Raw genomic sequence first — 17,004 nt, 5'->3', positions numbered from 1 at the left:
GACTGTAATAGCAAGTACACCAAACTGTTCCTGTTGCTACTTAAAACTGCAACTGCTGCTCAATCCGGCATGATTTAAACCTTTCGCATTTTTCACCGGGTCTGTTCCCGATTATTACTTATCTTCAAACTTCTGAAATAATTACGTGTTAAACCTTCATAAATACCTCTACATTTGCCCCATATGCCAACAAAAAAACTCATCGCTCCATTTTACGAACGTCTTGCTTTAGTACTTATTGGTTTTATGGCCCTGGGTTACCTGATTATTATGGGTAAGGATCTGCTTGATCCCATGATCTTTGGTTTTATTTTCGCCATACTGTTGCTTCCCGTTTGTAATTTTCTGGAAAATAAGCTGAGATTACCCCGCAGCATGGCATCGCTGGTTTCTATATTATTATTGGTTGGTGTTGTTGGGGGGATCCTCTACCTGGTAGGGTCACAGATCTCAAACATGGCTAACGACTGGCCAATGCTTAAAAAACAGGTTACGCAATCCATACGGGACCTGCAGGAATGGATCCAACATGCGTTTCATGTTAACGCCGCCAAACAAATGGCCTATGTTGATGACACCGCCAAAAAACTCATGGAGTCGGGCACTGATGTACTAGGCACTACTTTTGGGGCCATCTCATCAATCATGCTGTTTTATGTGTTCATCATGATCTTCACCTTTTTTATACTGTTATACAGGCGTTTGCTCATTCGTTTTATAGTATGGGTTTTCAGGGACGAAAACGAGCATGTAGTAATGGATATCGTTGAAAATATTCAAAGCATTTTGAGGCAATACATTTTAGGCCTGCTGCTGGAGATGGTAATAGTTGCCGGCGTAGCCATTACTGTTTTTTGGATGATAGGTATAAAATATGCCGCTTTGCTGGGCATTATAGTCGGTCTTTTCAATATTATTCCATACATCGGGATCTTCACTGCCTTGCTTTTAAGTACTGTTATAACTTTTGCTACAGGCAGTATCAGCAACACTGTAGCGGTGGCTGTTAGTGTTATAGGCATTCACGCAGTTGATGCTAATTTTTTGCTGCCCACTATAGTTGGTTCAAAGGTTAGGCTCAATGCTCTCATCTCTTTTATAGGCATTATTTTAGGCGAAATGATCTGGGGCCTTTCGGGTATGTTCCTTTCTATTCCTGTTATTGCCATATTCAAGATCATATTTGACCGCATTGAAACACTTAAACCGTGGGGGTATCTGTTAGGTGGCGATTATGAATATAAAAAACCTGCTGCGAAGACCATGAAAACAGAATAAATTCTCAAAAAAGGCAAACCCAAACCTGTAACCTTTCGTTTAAATACACTGAACTTTAATTTTGCAGAAACTGTTGCTCCCCCTAACAATGGAAATTGTAAGATATACGCCACGCACTATTTACAGGTGTAAAAAATGTAATGAGCCTTTAAAAACCAGGCGTAAGCGCGGCCTGTTATTAAAAATCACCCTGTTTTGGCTTCCTGTTCGCAAATTTTTTTGTGAACGATGCCTTAAAACGCGTTATGTAATGTGACTGTTCATAAAAACAGGCGGCATTTTACTTTAATTATTTATGCATATCCTTAATTTAGTAGCGTAGCATACTAAAGCTAAATCTGCCTGAAATGAACCTCAAGTATAAATTACTGCCATTTTTATATATTTTCCTTTTTCCTGTAATTTTGGTTGCTCAAACTCCAAAGACCTCAACTTTCAGGCTGGTACCTTTAGGTGTGCTAGGGGGTATTGATGAAAGTAACTTATCGGCTTATATGCTTGCACCCAAAGGCAGTAATAATTACATCTGCCTTGATGCAGGCACAATCCATTATGGCATTGAAAAAGCTGTAACGTGTAAAAGCTTTAATGTACCCGGCAATGCTGTGCTCAGGCAGTATATTAAAGGCTATTTTATATCCCATCCACATCTTGACCATATTGCCGGGCTCATTATTAATTCGCCCGAGGACAGCACCAAAAACATCTATGCACTTAATGATTGTATTGAAACGATAAAGACGCACTATTTTACATGGAAAAGCTGGGCCAATTTTGCCGACCAGGGTGAAACACCGGCACTGAAAAAATATCACTATAAAGTACTGGAACCCGGTACCGAAACAGCTATCGAAAATACCGAGCTTAAGGTCCGGGCTTTCCCGCTCAGTCATTCCAATTTAACCAGTACTGCTTTTTTGGTTAATAGCAATAACAATTATTTGCTTTATTTAGGTGATACAGGCCCCGACGAGATAGAAAAAAGCAACAACATGCAAAACCTGTGGCAGGCCGCTGCTCCGCTGATAAAAAGCAAAAAATTAAAGGCTATTTTAATAGAGGTATCTTTCCCTAATGAGCAGCCGGATAAAACATTGTTTGGTCACCTTACGCCAAAATGGTTAATGGCCGAGATGGATAAACTGGCTTCGTTTACCGGCACAGATGCTATAAAAGGCTTAAACATTGTAATAACTCATTTAAAGCCGCCAATGACAAGTATCAGCAAAATCAAAACTCAGTTAAAAGCTGCCAATAAACTGAACCTAAACCTGGTATATCCTCAGCAGGGAAAGGCCCTTGATTTTTAAACCTGAAACATCCACACTATGAAAATACTTAAACCCGTTTTTTTATTCCTGCTACTGGTAAGCGGCTTCAATTTATTTGCACAGCAGGGCAAGGTGCTTGAAGAGCAAAACCTCAAAAGCAAAATTTTAAAGCGCAATGTAAACTACGCAGTTTATCTACCTCCGGATTATGAAACGGCCAACCGCACCTACCCTGTAGTTTACCTCCTGCACGGCTATACCGACGACCATACCGGCTGGCTGCAATTTGGCGAAGTTAACCGCTATGCCGATAAAGCTATTAGCGATGGCACTATCCCGCCGATGATCATTGTAATGCCAAATGCCGATTCGAGCTGGTACATCAACTCTTATGACAGTAAGGAAAAATATGAAGACTTTTTCATCAAAGAGTTTATGCCTCATATTGAAAAAGCGTTGCGCATCAAGGCCGAAAAAAATACCGGGGCATTGCAGGGCTTTCGATGGGCGGTTACGGAACACTGATCTATACACTTAAACATCCCGATCTGTTTGCAGCCGGTGCGGCCTTAAGTGCCGCTGTATTTCCTGACGATCAGCTCGTAAGCACTCCTGATGATACTTATGAAAGAATATTTGCACAGCTTTACGGCCGGGGCTTAAAGGGGAAAGACAGGGTTAACAATGCCTGGCAAAGTAATTCGGTTTTAAACCTGGTGCAAACCAAAACTACCGATGAGTTAAAATCTGTAAGATACTGGATAGATTGCGGCGACGACGACTTTCTGAGCAAAGGCAACTGCCTGTTGCATATTGCCCTTACCGAAAAAAATGTACCGCATGAATTTCGCATGCGCGATGGCGCCCACACCTGGACCTACTGGCGTACAGGGATCACCAACGCACTGCAATTTATTGGTGATAGTTTCAGGCAAAAGTAGCAGATGCGCTGTTTTCAGATATGCGGATGTGTAAATGACGATTAATTGAATCAATTAGAATATGAGTATTATAAAAAGGATTTTGCTGGTTTGTTTATTGCTGATTTCGGCAAATGTATTTGCGCAAACTACCGGCAAGGTGATTGAAGAGCAATATATAAAAAGCGATATTTTAAATCATAATGTAAAATACACAGTATACCTCCCTGCTGATTATGAAACATCAAACCGGACCTACCCCGTAGTATACCTGTTGCATGGTTATGGGGATGACCATACCGGCTGGCTGCAATTTGGTGAAGTTAACCGCTATGCCGATAAAGCTATTGCCGATGGTACCATTCCACCGATGATCATTGTAATGCCCGACGGGGGCACAAGCTTCTTTATCAATGCATACAAGGAGAAACTAAACTATGAGGACTTCTTTTTCAAGGAGTTTATACCATCTATCGAAAAAGAATACCGTATAAAAGGTACTAAACAATACCGCGGCGTGGCGGGCTTATCCATGGGAGGATTTGGCACATTGGTATATAGCCTTAAACATCCCGATATGTTCTCGGCAGCAGCGGCTTTGAGTGCTGCGGTACGTGGCGATGATGATTTTATGGCGATACCCGACGAGCGCTGGAAGGATGTATATAGCAAGGTATTTGGCCCCGATCTTAAAGGAAAAGAACGCCTTAATGCTACCTGGCAGGCTAACTCCATAATGGGATTGGTACAAAGCAAAACAACCGATGATCTGAAAAATGTGCGCTACTGGATAGATTGCGGTGATGATGACGCGCTAAGCAAAGGGAACATCCTGCTGCATATAGCCCTTACAGAAAAGAAAGTGCCACATGAATTCCGCATCCGCGACGGAGCCCACAACTGGACCTACTGGCGCACCGGCATCACCGATGCATTAGCGTTTATTGGTGATAGCTTTAGGCAAAAGTAGGGTGCGCTAACCAAACCTTGTCATAGCAAGCGATAGCGTGGCAATCGCTTGCTATACAGATACTTCAAAACATAACACCTTTACAAGCGAAGAGATTTCCACGTCGCGCCTATGGCACTATCCCGGCAAGCTCCTCTCTATTGATATATATTGTATTAATCACCCAAAATATCCTCACACTTTCCTTTCAAAATCTTTAACCGGTTATTCAGTCCAGTCAACCCGGCATCATCACCTATGTTTTTATAAAGCGTTTTAATCAGGGCTAAAGTATTGTCGTCAGCATCGCAGGCCTGCGCCTTCTCCAATTGAGGCAGGGCTTTTTTACAGCCTTAACGTATTCGGCATCTGTAGATGGGCTATTTAAAGGTTTATCAGCATCGGAGATATTTTTGAGATACAAGTACCCCAAAGCCCGGTGGGCCACATAATAATCAGGTTCGGCAGCAACTACGCGCTCGTATAAGGGTATCGCATTTACACTTTGATTATCATCTTCATAAAGCCTGGCCAGTGAATTGAAAAAATTGATCTTTACTTTGACTGATAGCCTGGCCGTATCCTGCATAATTTGCCGGGAAAAGTCCATTGCCTTATCCTGCTCTCCCTGTAAACGTGCCAGGTTAAAGTCGAGGTATTTGTTGTAGGTATCTTCAACAGTTTGCGCCTGTGTTAAGGTAACAGCCATTAATAAGATTATTACCGTCAATATTTTCCTGGACATGATTGCGGGCTTGGTTCAAAGCTATAACGCTGAAACGGAGGGTTTAATATGAAACCCACGCCTATAAAACCTTAAACATCTTAACCAAAGGCAATATTACCCCATCGGGCATCGGCTGATCAATATTTTCTATGGCTTTGTACCCCATAGCTTCGTAAAGCGGCACACCGGGTAATGTGGCCCCTAATTGCAGGCTTTTAAAGCCGTTGTTTTGTGCAGCAGTTTCGCAAACCTTTATGATATAACTACCTATACCCCTCCGGGCATAATCCGGATGAACAAAGAAAGCCCTGATCCTGGCAGCATCATGATTGGGATCAAGCAATGGGTCTTCAATTTCTTTATGCTGATCGCCACCGTAAAGAGTATTGCGTTTGCTCCAGCCGCCACAGCCTACGGTAACGCCGTCTATTCCGGCTACATAATAAGTACCATCGGTAACCAATTGAGTATCCACTCCAAAAATGTACTTAATAGCACTTTCAATTTGCTGCTGATTATAATAATTAGTGCTTAATCCACGAACAGAAAGAGCGATCAGCCGCTGCAATTCGGGGATATCATTAAAAGTTGCCAGGCGTGCAGTAATGGTAAACATGGCGGTAAATGTAACGTTTTAGTAAATAGCACAACCTGCGCTATTAAAGAATGACCTTATTCTGAAAATTGAATAATTCTGTAATTCTGATTCGGACAATTACGCCTGGCACAAAACGCCTCTTTCCTCTCACTGCAATATCATTTTACAAAAACAGTACATACACACTGCTTGTTAGTACGCATATTTGCAAAAACAAAAAACATGTCTACACTATTCTCTCCCCTTAAAATAAAAAACATCGAACTAAAAAACCGCATCGTAGTATCGCCTATGTGCGAGTATTCAAGCCAGGATGGTTTTGCCAACGACTGGCACCTGGTACACCTTGGTAGCTTTGCTACAGGCGGTGCCGGGTTAATTATCACCGAAGCCGCCGCGGTATCACCCGAAGGCCGCATTACCTTCGCCGATCTGGGTTTATATAAAGACAGAACATGTTGAAAAACTAAAACAGATCACTGATTTTATAAAGGCTCAGGGCGCTGTTCCGGGCACACAGCTGGCCCATGCAGGGCGTAAGGCAAGTCACCAGGAACCATGGAACGGCGGTAAACAGGCCCCTGCCGATCAGCCAAACGGCTGGCAAAGTGTTTCGGCAAGTACCATTTCTTTTTTGAAAATGAAGAACCACCCATAGCTTTAGATAAAGCGGGCATTGAAAAAGTAAAAGCCGATTTCAAAGCCGCTGCTAAACGGGCCATTGACGCCGGTTTTCAAGTGATAGAATTGCATGGTGCACACGGATACCTGATCAATCAATTTCTTTCACCGTTCAGTAACCAACGTACAGATGAATATGGCGGAAGTTTTGAAAACCGCATTCGTTTACTCCTCGAAATAATTGAAAGTGTTAAGGAAGTTTGGCCTGAAGAGAACCTGCTGTTTGTACGGATTTCGGCAACCGAATGGGTAGAAGGCGGCTGGACGGCAGGTGATTCTGTTGCATTAGCCAATATTTTAAAAGGAAAAGGTGTTGATCTGATTGACTGCTCAACAGGCGGCAACATACCAAATGTTAAAATCCCGTTAACACCGGGTTATCAAGTTGAATTTGCCGAAAAAGTTAAAAAAGAAAGCGGTATACTTACAGGTACGGTAGGTTTGATCACCAAATCGGACCAGGCTAATGAAATTATAGAAAACGAACGCGCCGATCTTGTGTTTTTTGCAAGGGAAATGCTTCGTGATCCACATTTTGCCCTGCGCGCGGCACATGAGCTTGGCGAGGAAATAAAATGGCCTGTTCAGTATGAACGCGCTAAATGGCATTAATTGGTCAATAGTCTATGGTCGATAGTCCATAGAAGCTGCACTTATTAAGACTATAAATTATGGACCATTGACCATGCCTATGGATTAAATAATAATAAAACTATAGACTATGGTCTATGGACTAAATAACCAAAAAACAAAAACCACACGCTATGAAACGTACAGCAAACGCCCATTGGAACGGTACATTACAGGCAGGCCAGGGAGAGATCACTACCCAGAGCACTGTATTAAACAAAACCCAGTATTCATTTAAAACCCGCTTTGCCGATGGCATCGGTACTAACCCCGAAGAGTTATTAGCTGCTGCTCATGCAGGCTGCTTTACTATGGCCGTTGGCGCTGCTTTAACCCAGGCAGGCTTTACTCCTAATGATTTAACTACCGATGCAATTCTTGACCTTGATATGCAGGCTTTAGAAGTTACAGGCATCCATTTAGAAATAAAAGGATCGGCAATTGATGGTGTTTCTGAAGAACAATTCAAAGAAATTGCCGAAGGCGCCAAAGCTAACTGCATTATTTCAAAAGCACTGAGCGTACCAATTACTTTAAGTGTTACTTACGCTTAATTACATTTTACAAAATACAAAAAGGGGATTGTGCTGTGCACAATCCCTTTTTGTTGACTCATCCCCTATCCACTCCTTTTTAAAACAACAAAGCCGCCGGCAAACCGGCGACTTTTCAGCACATATTAAATCAGGGGGTCAATAAGCTATATTACAGCATAAATACAAGCAACATGGTAATATGGACCAGAACGCTGAACGCGAAAAAACCAAGCAGTGTACGGATACCGGAGCCGCCCATTCCGGCTATTATGTTGGCAAAGAATAACACAAGAGTTACTACCAGTACTATTATCGGAGCATTGTAATAATACAGCAGGAAAGCAGGTACAGGTAAAAAGAGCACACCTTGTGAAACAAGTGAAAACATGAACCAAACTGTTTTATTAGATGCCTGGCTATCGGCAAAGGCCATTAACTTATTCCATGTATTGTTGCCGGCTTTAGTATTAGCGGTGTTAACGGTACTGGTATTTGCAGCTGTCCATTCAGGAGCATTTATTTTTAAAGTTGCCATGGTTGTTATCTTTTAATGATACAAAGATGGCTGATACAGTTTACCTGTAACATGATCATGGTGCGTTAAAAAAATGACCGTAGTCACTTTCAAAAGCTGAAGGCTGAAAGCAAAAAGCAAAAGTGCACCCTAATAAAAACCTGATCAAGAAATTTGAACATTAACCAACTCACAATAACATTATCATAATCTGTTAATTATTAAATTAAAAAGCTTTATTTAAAGCAGACTGATTACCCGCCAAATCAACCGCTCTCACTGTTAACTTGCCTTTACCCCCCAAACTCCTGTCCACCACAAAATAATTTAACGGCGTAAAACCTATCCGTTTGCCTTTATTGTAAATATTATAGCCCAGCACCCGCTTATTATCCTTAGATGCCTGCCATTTTAAAGTACCGGTAGCTTTAACCAGTATTACCTGCTTTGGCGCGGTGGGTGGTATTTTATCCGGGTCAAGTTGCATCATACAGTTCATCAGCGCGCGGAAAGTATGGTAAGTTCCCTTCCAAACCTGGCCTTTGAGAGCTGTTTTATACTGTGGTTGTTTATCTATGCCGCCCTGGTACCAGTCGCCGTGTTCATGGTCAATGAGATAGGTTTGCGTGTATTGCCACAGGGTTTTAAACTTTTCAAAGTACTGGTGCTTATCCTGCGGATACCTGGCAGCCATAATGAGCAGCGTGTTGAGCCCTTCGGCCTGCGCCCACCAGTTCTTGGTATCCTCAGTAATGGTAAGTCCGGGCTTATCTTTAAAGTAATAGCCCTCATCGTAAAAACCGCCCACTTTATTATCCCAGCCATTATCCAACGCATCATCAACCATTTTTTTGCCCACCTGCAAGGTTTTGACATCCCCTTCAATACCTAAAGCATGTGAAGCTTCGAGCATCAGATAAGCCGTTTCTACATTATGTCCGTACGAAATATGGTCAAGGCTATGATGCTGCTTATAAACGGCAAGGGTAGAATCGTGGTAAGATACCGGTGTCCAATCGGGTTGAAAAAACAGGATAAGATTTCCCTTATCATTAGTGATCTTATCACGCACCAGCATTAACATTTCTTTCAGGCGGGTTTTAAGCAATTCATTCGGCCACACGCTGTATAATTCGGTAAACGCCTCCAGCAGATGGATGGATGAGTTTTGATCTTTATAACCCGTTTCGGCAGTAGATTTTATGGTTGCATCCCTTACAATTGGTGTTCCATCACGCTGCATATGCTGATAGTACCCCTTATAAACCGGATCGTGAGCGTGTTTTTCCAACCACCAAAAACATTGCTTAGCCAAATTTAATGCGCTGGTATCGCCCGAGGCCTGGTAATATGCTGCAAGCGCGTAAATTGCAAAAGAATTACCATAAGCTTCTTTAGGAGCAAAGCCACCCTGTTTGGGGTTGCCTTGTCTATCCGTAAAAATGTAAAAGCCCCCGTATTGCTTATCCCACAATTTATCCCGCAAAAACTCATAGCCATGGCGGGCCCCCTCTACATAATATTTTTTTGCGGGGAAAAGTTCAGCGGCTTTGCTGTTGCTCCAAACGTGGCGTGCCTGGGTCACTATTATTTTATCCTGGTAACCTGTTGGCTTGAAATCATAGGTGAAAGCACTTAAAAAGCCACCATCGGCAGTATCAATAGCGGCCGGGTACCAGGGCTTAAGCAGTTCATCAACCATGGATATTTGCATTTCATGGGCTATCTTTTGCTTTTCGCCCTGATTATTTTGGGCAAATACAATCGACACGGCGCTGGTTAAAGCCGATAGCAAAGTGATCTTCAATTTCATAAGCTTACTTTTTATTTAAAACATGATCGGCCGCTAAAACTAAAAACAGGTAGTCGGTTGTGCCACCGCCCAAAACGTATTCGCCCTGTTGCCATAGGTAAGGCCAGTTAAGCAGTTCGGGAAAATCAGGCCGGATAAGCGCCGTGCCGGAGGTAATACCACCGGGAATATATGAGCGGTCGGCCCGGTTAAAGCCGTAGGCTGTTGTCATTGATTTTGAACCTACGCCCGATACAAACGAAGCTGTATTATAACCTGGATGGCAGCCCAGCACAAAATCAATGGCGTGCAGCATATAGGTGTCGCTAAAAACAGACGGAAAACCGGAGTATAAAAAGTATTGTTTATAACCAAAATTCTGGATACCCCACCCCGCTCCCCAAATATTGGGTTCATACGGAACTCCATAAGGGGTTTTAGTTCCCTGCTGCTGAATTTGAGCATATAGTTTTTTTACTGCTTCGGTTATTTTATCATGATAATTTGCATCATTGATCAACCCCATGGTGCGGCCAACCAGCCAGCCGGTATTATCAATACTATTGGCTATCGCATCGGTATTGTTTACCAGGTAATCGGCATAGGTTTTATCTTTTGTGGCGATGAGTAATTCTACCGCCAAAGCAACCCGATGGCGCAAAGTCTGGTCAGGTGTGTTTTTCCAAACTTCCTGTGCTATTTGCAGGCATTGCGTAGCAAGTGTATCATTATATCCCTTCATTACACGGCTTGCAGCAGCCAAGGCGGCGGCTGTTTCTAACGAACGGCCAGGGTTTTCCTCCGTAAACACCCAGCGGTCATCAGCCGCCGCGGGAGTTTTCAATACAGGGTTAATATTTGAAGCATTGGTTACAAAAGGTGTGTTATCGGTGATATTGGCGGCATCACCCAAAATGGTGTACTGCCTGATAGTTGGCTCAATAACTCCACGGTAAAAACGTCCCAAGGCCTGGTAGCCTCCTGTAATGGCTAATAAACCGTGCTCAATCTGTTGCAGCATATCCGGCTTGCCATCGGGCTGGTGAATTTCAACGATGTGGTTCTTTTGGTCGATAGTTGTGTTATCATATCTTACGTCGAAAGCCTCATAAGCTAATGTAAGCCCATGTACCGTTTCTGCCTGCGATTCAACCCGCAGGTCAAAATCCCCGGCATCATGCCATGCACCGCGGTCGAGAAATGGCACGTTATCGCCCGGTTTATATTTATTGAGTGTACTATGCCCCTGAATATAGCCGTCGAAATGGTTGGAATCAACCGGCGCCATTCGGGCATCATCCATATGGCATAAGCCATGCCATACGCGGTATTTTTCGTTAACACGCATATGGCACATCTGTATAGGCAGGAAATATGAAAGCGTTGGCTGCCATACATCGTTTCTAAATACATCAGTGCTGATCTGGAATGGCTCCGTTTGATAATTGCCATATTTCACCAAGTACATACCCGGTGTGGTGATCTTTGTAAAATCAAATTGCAGGTAATGATACCTTAAAAAATCTCCCCAAATGGTGGGTGTAGCTTTCAAAGCGGTTATTAGTCCGCCGTTTTCATTTATCCTCATCAGCGAAACCGGCAATACTCTTTTATCATTTTTATCCAGTTCAATTACTGCAATTTTTTGCTGCGCGGGATGATAGCCTACCTGCGATACCTGCACTACCGGTTGCGATTGCCAGCCCTCTACAGCATTTGGAGTTATCAACCATTCTACAGCATCTTTTGACGCGCCTTTAGCCACTAACGAACGTACTACAAACCAGCCATTGTTATGCTTGGCCCGGCCATCTAACAATTGCAGGCTGCCGCCCAAAAGGTTTTCGATAGTCATGCGCTGCAAATCGGTTTCGGGCGTAATAGTGAGCTTTCTGCCTTCGGCCATGGGCATAACCTGGGTTTCACCTTCTTTGTCGATATAAGTTTGTCCGTCGGCCTGTTGAGGGAATATGCCAAATTGCTTATCCATGTAATAAGATTTGCCAAACAAAATCCCCGGGAATAACTCCAGGTTAAAACCTACTTTACCTATCCAATTATCGGGCAATGGCTTATCCAAATCAACAATGATCCTGAACGCCTTTCCTGCAGGGACCACCCGAATATTATAAGCAAAATTCAGATCCGGATAGATAATAGGGTTAAAACCATGGCGGTTCATATCAGGGTTGGGGAACTCCATACGTACGCTTACTTCGCCGGTAGCTTTATTAACCACACGCTTACCTACTTTGGGTATAGGCGACCATTGACCCGGCGTAGGCTCCAGCCTGATATCACCATTGGTAGCTACACGCTGTCCGTTTTGAATAATGCCTACCCCACCCTGGTGCCCCTCAGGGTAAAAATCATGGGCAAGCATTACGTTTATGCCATTATATTCAAGATATTCCTGTGCGTTAAGCTTCATTAAGTTTGCAGCAGGCTTAACCTGTGCATACAAAAAACAGGGCAGTAAACAACAGGCAGCAATAATCGCGGTGAAGGTAAATTTAGATCTCATCAGGATAATAGATTAACCGGTAATATGCAACAAGATATTTGCACGGCTAAAAATACCTCTGTGACAAGGGCTCAGTATAATGATATATTAACCTTTTGTTGCCGATTTTATACAATAGCGGGGATTTTACATTAAAAATCACTATTAATAAAAAGCAGCCAACAATACTGCAATTAACTTATTACCAATTAATTAAAAATAAAAATACCTGATATTAGGTATTCATTTTGTTCAGCAATTAATTTAAATTTGATTACCAGTAATACCTGTGTGCCGAAAAAGGGATCAAAGAGTAGGCAACAATTATTAAACCGATGGCCTTCCTGTTATGCTTAGCTGTAATAGCTTCACTGCTGTTACTAAACCCCTGTTTAAAAAAACAAGTTTTTAAACTATTTACAGCTGTTTTTTTATTCTTGCTTTCTCTGAAGCAGTTCATGCTCAGCCTGCAAACCCCGATAGTGTAAAAAATAACAGGGTTAAAAAAGATTCAGTAACTAAAGCCCTTCTTCCTGATTCTATATTAAATATTTACAACCTAAGCGGAAGAAAAGATTCGGCCAGGTTAAATGAGATCATCGCTATCAGGCTCAAAACCACACTCCCAATCGATTCGTTCAAAACCCTGTATGTTGACGATATCAAAGTAGGAGAAACTGCTTTTTGGAGTAATAACGACTACGAAAAGATCGTGTATTTCAAAATAGACGAGTCGGTACAGAACCTGGCCGTACAGTTTTTAGCCAGCAAATCCATCGATAAAGCCCGCATCCCGGTTTATTTTTCGGTGGGCTATTCAGGTGGCTACATAACCAAAGGATTAATAAAAACACAACTTGAGGTTAAACAGAAAATAAACCGGGTTTGGGTATGGATAATGGCCGCTATTATGGCCGGCTTCCTGGCTATGGGCTTAAAAAACAATATTTTAAAAGATGACAGCAATTTATACTACAGTCTGAGCCGCACACAACTTCTTTATTGGACGGTCATTTTTTCGGTCACCTACCTGTATATATGTAATGAAACGGGGGCACTTCCTGATATCCCAGGCTCACTGCTGGCTATCCTGGGCATTAGCGCTGCAACTATGGCTACGGGCAAGGTTATCGAAAATGACCAAAAAACCAAAACGGAGATTGATCCTAAAGCACATAGTGAAGGCTTTTTCACGATATCCTATCTGACAGGACCAGCATCAATATCCAGCGCCTTCAAAACGTGCTGTTCAATATCCTGTTCGGGCTAATTTTTATACAAAAAACCGTATCATCAAATCTACTTCCCGATTTTGATAACAATATATTGCTGATGATGGGTATCAGTGCTGGCACTTATGCCGGGTTAAAGGCTACCGAACCAACCAAAGACCAGCCAACAGAGCAACATGATTCAACTACCGTTGGAAATGAAAAACCAACCGACCAACCCGAGGGAGATGACAGTAAAGGAGGTAGTGGTAAAACCAAATAAAAAAGCTTTAAAGCCGTTTAATGGAAATCAGGCACAAGTCTGGTATCATTTGATGATAAACCGGGCTTGTGCCTGTTCTTTTAATTCGGGTTTAAGCTGGATTAGCTTTGTACGGTAACGGTTGGGTCCCAGTAATAGTAACCAAATAATACCGGATTATCAACGCCCCGCTGGCGCACATAAAGTGCAAACTGCACGTTGTATTGTTCGGTGCCTTTGCTAATTACAGTAGCCTGGTTAAACCAAAAATTTTGAGTAGAAAAGCCAACCGGAATAGCGGTACCATTAATTGGCAAAATGCCTGTGCGCGTATATACATTGAAAGTTTCACCATCAAATACTACATCCTGCGCATACCATGCTAACTTGTAAATAACTACAGCCGAATCAAAGTTACCGTACTCTGATACTGCATACCAGCGTATAACATCACCTACATCAGCTTTGATGTTAAGGTCGGCGCCGCCAGATCCGGTCATGGTATTACCGCGGGTAGCAACCATATACATATAGTTATGCGGCAAACCTGTTGGATTGTTAGGATCCTGACTTGGGTTTGGATAATCGGTAGTAATTGCATCGGTATCAATAACTACCTGGATGTTGATGATCTCCTGCGAGGTGGAGACAAATTCACTGTTAATTGCCATGACTAAAAAGGTTATTAGGATAAATAAATGTCCCTACTCTTTAAAGGATTTTCGGGTTAGCTCCTTTGATCAGAGCGAACAGAACCGAGGCGCTTCTTAACCGGTTTTTCTTATTCGCTTATCACAATACAAACCTCCGCTTATTTAAACAGGCTTATTAGAGAAAAAATACCGAATAAAAAAATAAGTATTTATACGTATACAAACCATAAAAACACCCTTTCACACTATTTCACACCTACTAACTTTGCGGTATAGGAAAATCAGCAGAAAACGAAGCGAACAATAAATAATTAGTGAGAAATTTTTTCACAGTAGTATAAATAATTTCTCACTTATATAATTTATTATTACCAACATAAAATACAAATAATACAACTATATTACCTGCATATTAAACCTATTATATCATGAAAAAACGACCTTTTAACTTATTCAGACCGATCGCTGCCGCGATTACTATTTGCTTGTTTTTTGCCATGACTTCATGCAGGCAGGCTAGCAAATTTGCCCAGGTAAAGTACACCGCTACACAGGTTAATCACTGGCTCGACTCGGCCAAAACTGACAATTTTGTTTTTCAGTTTTACAGCCCCCAAGTTGATGATGTTAAAAAGCCATATCAGCTCGTATCATATATTCTGGATACAGCCGGAGGCTATCTTAACCCCATGCATCCCGATACACTGGCTATTACAAAAGATACACTGGTTAACTTAACCGGCCCGGTGGTTTTAGGCAATACGTATCTAACCAAAAAAGCTATTATGGCAATTATCTCAACCGATAGCGGAAAAAAACGTGATTATGACTTCCTGGTTTTTACTCCTAAGATCATAGCTTCCAACCAGCACCTTGTATACGCCATCAGCCTTATAAAAAACGGTGTACCTATTGATTACCGCGACTCAGACACCGGGAATGTTGATTCAAATCCATCACCTCCGGCAAAAATGTAATAGCGTTACAAAACTGCTGCAAAGTGGAACAGCTAATGAAAGGTATATCTGACTGGTCGGAGGTTTGGGCGTTGCTCATTCCCCTGGCCATTCTTTGTTTGAAGAAAAAACAACCTGCTTTTAACAAACCTGTTGTTATATATTTATGGACAGCGCTGGCAATTAATGTAACTATTGACGCCATATGGAAGCTTAAAACCATTTTACCGCATCCATACAACACCAATAATTATCTGTATAATATACACTCCATAATCAGGGTGTTATTATTTAGCTCTTTTTTTATAAAGTTAAACCAGCAGTTTTTGTCCAAAACAAAAAGGATAGCGCCTTATATTTTTTTAGGGTTTGTACTTATCAATTTCAGCTTTTATCAAAATTTTTTTGATTACGGACAATTGAGCAGCAGATTACTATCATTTGAGGCGGTAATTATGATGTTTTATTGTATGCAGTATTACCTGTTTAAAATAACCGACGATGAAGAACCCGGTAAGAAACAGCCCGACTTTTGGATAGTAACCGGCCTGGGTATTTACTACACTGTAAATTTTTTTATTTTTTTGTTATACAATGAACTCACAATACGCCTGCACAATTTTGCCATAAACCTGTGGAACATCCACAATTTCACGTATACCATTTTATGTGTATTTATAGCGAAAGGGTTATATGAAACAAACGAATGATGATATCAGGCTCCTGCTCTTTATGGGCATTGCGGTTATGCTTTCCTTATTCGCAAGTATATTGCTCATTTTTATATTTTTTCAGCGTAAGAAATACCAGTATCAGCAAAAAATACAAAGGCTGCATCAAACCCAGCAAAACCAGTTGATAGAGGCAGCTGTGCGCAGTGAAGAAACTGAACGTCATCGTATTGCCGAAGAGCTGCATGATGAAGTGGGCGCCATTTTATCGGCATCAAAGCTGCATCTACAAGGAGTAAAGATCAACGTTATTGATAAAAACAATGAGCCGAGGTATGAAAAAGGACAGGAGCTGCTTGACATGGCCATTAAACAGGTGCGTGGTATTTCGCACAATTTGCACTCCAGTATTCTGAAAGAGTTCGGGCTAAATGAAGCAATCAGGCATTTTGTTGAGAAAATAACAAATAACGACCTCATATTTATTACCACCGATCTTGATGATTCATATACAACCCAGGCTAATGAAAATGATATTAGCATATACCGCATGGTGCAGGAGTTAATGAACAATATACTTAAACATGCCAGACCTAAAAAAATACATATCACATCAACTTATAACCACGATGCTTTAAACATTAGTATTTTTCATAATGGGAAGGGGCTTAGCCATGCACAATATGAAGAACTGAAGTTTAATAAACAGGGCCTTGGCCTCAAAGCTATCCAAACCCGCATCATTTTGCTGAAAGGCGAGGTATCATTCAATCACAAGCCCGAGGGATACTACATTAATATCAGCATCCCCCGAACGATTACTATTTAACCATTATAACAATCAAAAATAAG

Annotated in this window: 20 protein-coding genes; 13 read left to right on the top strand and 7 right to left on the bottom strand. The window is 41.8% G+C overall.

All coding sequences use genetic code 11. From position 1 onward, the window contains the following. The first annotated feature begins 183 nt into the window (after positions 1-183). From ACRQ5D_RS17470 to ACRQ5D_RS17450, 5 genes are all read left to right on the top strand, one after another. Entirely contained in the window at positions 184-1,278 is a 1,095-nt protein-coding gene (locus ACRQ5D_RS17470) for an AI-2E family transporter (protein WP_091163104.1), read from the top strand. Between the two features lie 347 nt (positions 1,279-1,625). Continuing rightward, positions 1,626-2,588 (top strand): MBL fold metallo-hydrolase, encoded by a 963-nt coding sequence (locus tag ACRQ5D_RS17465; RefSeq protein ID WP_091163103.1) that lies wholly within the window; start codon positions 1,626-1,628, stop codon positions 2,586-2,588. A gap of 18 nt (positions 2,589-2,606) precedes the next feature. Continuing rightward, positions 2,607-3,074, top strand: coding sequence for an alpha/beta hydrolase (locus ACRQ5D_RS17460; RefSeq protein WP_431200081.1), 468 nt, complete (start codon positions 2,607-2,609; stop codon positions 3,072-3,074). Further along, complete coding sequence (locus tag ACRQ5D_RS17455) at positions 3,053-3,490, top strand: alpha/beta hydrolase-fold protein (RefSeq protein WP_431200080.1); 438 nt, start codon at positions 3,053-3,055, stop codon at positions 3,488-3,490. Before ACRQ5D_RS17460 ends, ACRQ5D_RS17455 begins: the two co-directional genes overlap by 22 nt. 61 nt (positions 3,491-3,551) lie before the next feature. Then, positions 3,552-4,439, top strand: a complete 888-nt coding sequence (locus tag ACRQ5D_RS17450) for an alpha/beta hydrolase (protein ID WP_091163101.1) — start codon at positions 3,552-3,554, stop codon at positions 4,437-4,439. Positions 4,440-4,704: 265 nt separating this feature from the next. On the opposite strand, the gene ACRQ5D_RS17445 is transcribed toward ACRQ5D_RS17450, so the two are convergent. Then, positions 4,705-5,127 carry a hypothetical protein gene (locus tag ACRQ5D_RS17445; RefSeq protein WP_432326063.1) on the bottom strand — a complete coding sequence of 141 codons (423 nt, stop codon included), beginning with the start codon at positions 5,125-5,127 and terminating at the stop codon, positions 4,705-4,707. Between the two features lie 97 nt (positions 5,128-5,224). After that, complete coding sequence (locus ACRQ5D_RS17440; RefSeq protein WP_091163099.1) at positions 5,225-5,761, bottom strand: GNAT family N-acetyltransferase; 537 nt, start codon at positions 5,759-5,761, stop codon at positions 5,225-5,227. Positions 5,762-5,965: 204 nt separating this feature from the next. Here ACRQ5D_RS17440 and ACRQ5D_RS17435 point away from each other — a divergent pair, with 204 nt between their 5' ends. Further along, a complete protein-coding gene (locus ACRQ5D_RS17435; RefSeq protein ID WP_432326061.1) occupies positions 5,966-6,205 on the top strand; it encodes a hypothetical protein in 240 nt (79 codons plus the stop codon). Between the two features lie 23 nt (positions 6,206-6,228). Here ACRQ5D_RS17435 and ACRQ5D_RS17430 read toward each other — a convergent pair whose 3' ends face one another. Further along, positions 6,229-6,465: a hypothetical protein gene (locus ACRQ5D_RS17430; RefSeq protein WP_431200078.1), complete on the bottom strand. Its 237-nt coding sequence runs from the start codon at positions 6,463-6,465 to the stop codon at positions 6,229-6,231. Between ACRQ5D_RS17430 and ACRQ5D_RS17425 the strand changes: the two genes are divergently transcribed. Beyond that, positions 6,398-7,036 (top strand): hypothetical protein, encoded by a 639-nt coding sequence (locus ACRQ5D_RS17425; protein ID WP_431200813.1) that lies wholly within the window; start codon positions 6,398-6,400, stop codon positions 7,034-7,036. The genes ACRQ5D_RS17430 and ACRQ5D_RS17425 overlap by 68 nt on opposite strands. Before the next feature lie 152 nt (positions 7,037-7,188). Next, entirely contained in the window at positions 7,189-7,608 is a 420-nt protein-coding gene (locus ACRQ5D_RS17420; protein ID WP_090523343.1) for an OsmC family peroxiredoxin, read from the top strand. Between the two features lie 151 nt (positions 7,609-7,759). Here the strand turns inward: ACRQ5D_RS17420 and ACRQ5D_RS17415 are convergent, their stop codons facing one another. From ACRQ5D_RS17415 to ACRQ5D_RS17405, 3 genes are all read right to left on the bottom strand, one after another. Next, entirely contained in the window at positions 7,760-8,125 is a 366-nt protein-coding gene (locus tag ACRQ5D_RS17415) for a hypothetical protein (protein WP_091163097.1), read from the bottom strand. A gap of 205 nt (positions 8,126-8,330) precedes the next feature. Continuing rightward, positions 8,331-9,917: an AGE family epimerase/isomerase gene (locus ACRQ5D_RS17410; protein ID WP_091163096.1), complete on the bottom strand. Its 1,587-nt coding sequence runs from the start codon at positions 9,915-9,917 to the stop codon at positions 8,331-8,333. A 4-nt stretch (positions 9,918-9,921) separates the two neighbouring features. Continuing rightward, entirely contained in the window at positions 9,922-12,420 is a 2,499-nt protein-coding gene (locus tag ACRQ5D_RS17405; protein WP_091163095.1) for a glycoside hydrolase family 9 protein, read from the bottom strand. A 691-nt stretch (positions 12,421-13,111) separates the two neighbouring features. Between ACRQ5D_RS17405 and ACRQ5D_RS17400 the strand changes: the two genes are divergently transcribed. Continuing rightward, the gene (locus ACRQ5D_RS17400; protein WP_432326056.1) at positions 13,112-13,669 is read left to right on the top strand and encodes a hypothetical protein; all 558 of its coding nucleotides are present in this window, start codon (positions 13,112-13,114) and stop codon (positions 13,667-13,669) included. A 62-nt stretch (positions 13,670-13,731) separates the two neighbouring features. Then, entirely contained in the window at positions 13,732-13,893 is a 162-nt protein-coding gene (locus ACRQ5D_RS17395; protein WP_432326054.1) for a hypothetical protein, read from the top strand. Between the two features lie 101 nt (positions 13,894-13,994). Here ACRQ5D_RS17395 and ACRQ5D_RS17390 read toward each other — a convergent pair whose 3' ends face one another. Next, positions 13,995-14,543: an inclusion body family protein gene (locus ACRQ5D_RS17390; protein WP_091163093.1), complete on the bottom strand. Its 549-nt coding sequence runs from the start codon at positions 14,541-14,543 to the stop codon at positions 13,995-13,997. A 410-nt stretch (positions 14,544-14,953) separates the two neighbouring features. On the opposite strand from ACRQ5D_RS17390, the gene ACRQ5D_RS17385 reads away from it, so the two are divergent. From ACRQ5D_RS17385 to ACRQ5D_RS17375, 3 genes are read left to right on the top strand one after another with little or no spacing between them, the layout of a single operon-like run. Next, a complete protein-coding gene (locus ACRQ5D_RS17385; RefSeq protein ID WP_143020689.1) occupies positions 14,954-15,502 on the top strand; it encodes a hypothetical protein in 549 nt (182 codons plus the stop codon). 35 nt (positions 15,503-15,537) lie between these two features. Continuing rightward, a complete protein-coding gene (locus ACRQ5D_RS17380; protein ID WP_091163091.1) occupies positions 15,538-16,191 on the top strand; it encodes a hypothetical protein in 654 nt (217 codons plus the stop codon). Continuing rightward, positions 16,175-16,981 carry a sensor histidine kinase gene (locus ACRQ5D_RS17375; protein WP_091163090.1) on the top strand — a complete coding sequence of 269 codons (807 nt, stop codon included), beginning with the start codon at positions 16,175-16,177 and terminating at the stop codon, positions 16,979-16,981. Before ACRQ5D_RS17380 ends, ACRQ5D_RS17375 begins: the two co-directional genes overlap by 17 nt. Positions 16,982-17,004: the final 23 nt, after the last annotated feature.

Origin of the sequence: Mucilaginibacter sp. P25, assembly GCF_050859465.1 — a bacterium.
Taxonomy (GTDB): domain Bacteria; phylum Bacteroidota; class Bacteroidia; order Sphingobacteriales; family Sphingobacteriaceae; genus Mucilaginibacter; species Mucilaginibacter gossypii.
Note: the sequence above shows the minus strand (reverse complement) of the source record. Positions and strands in the feature narration are given on the sequence as shown.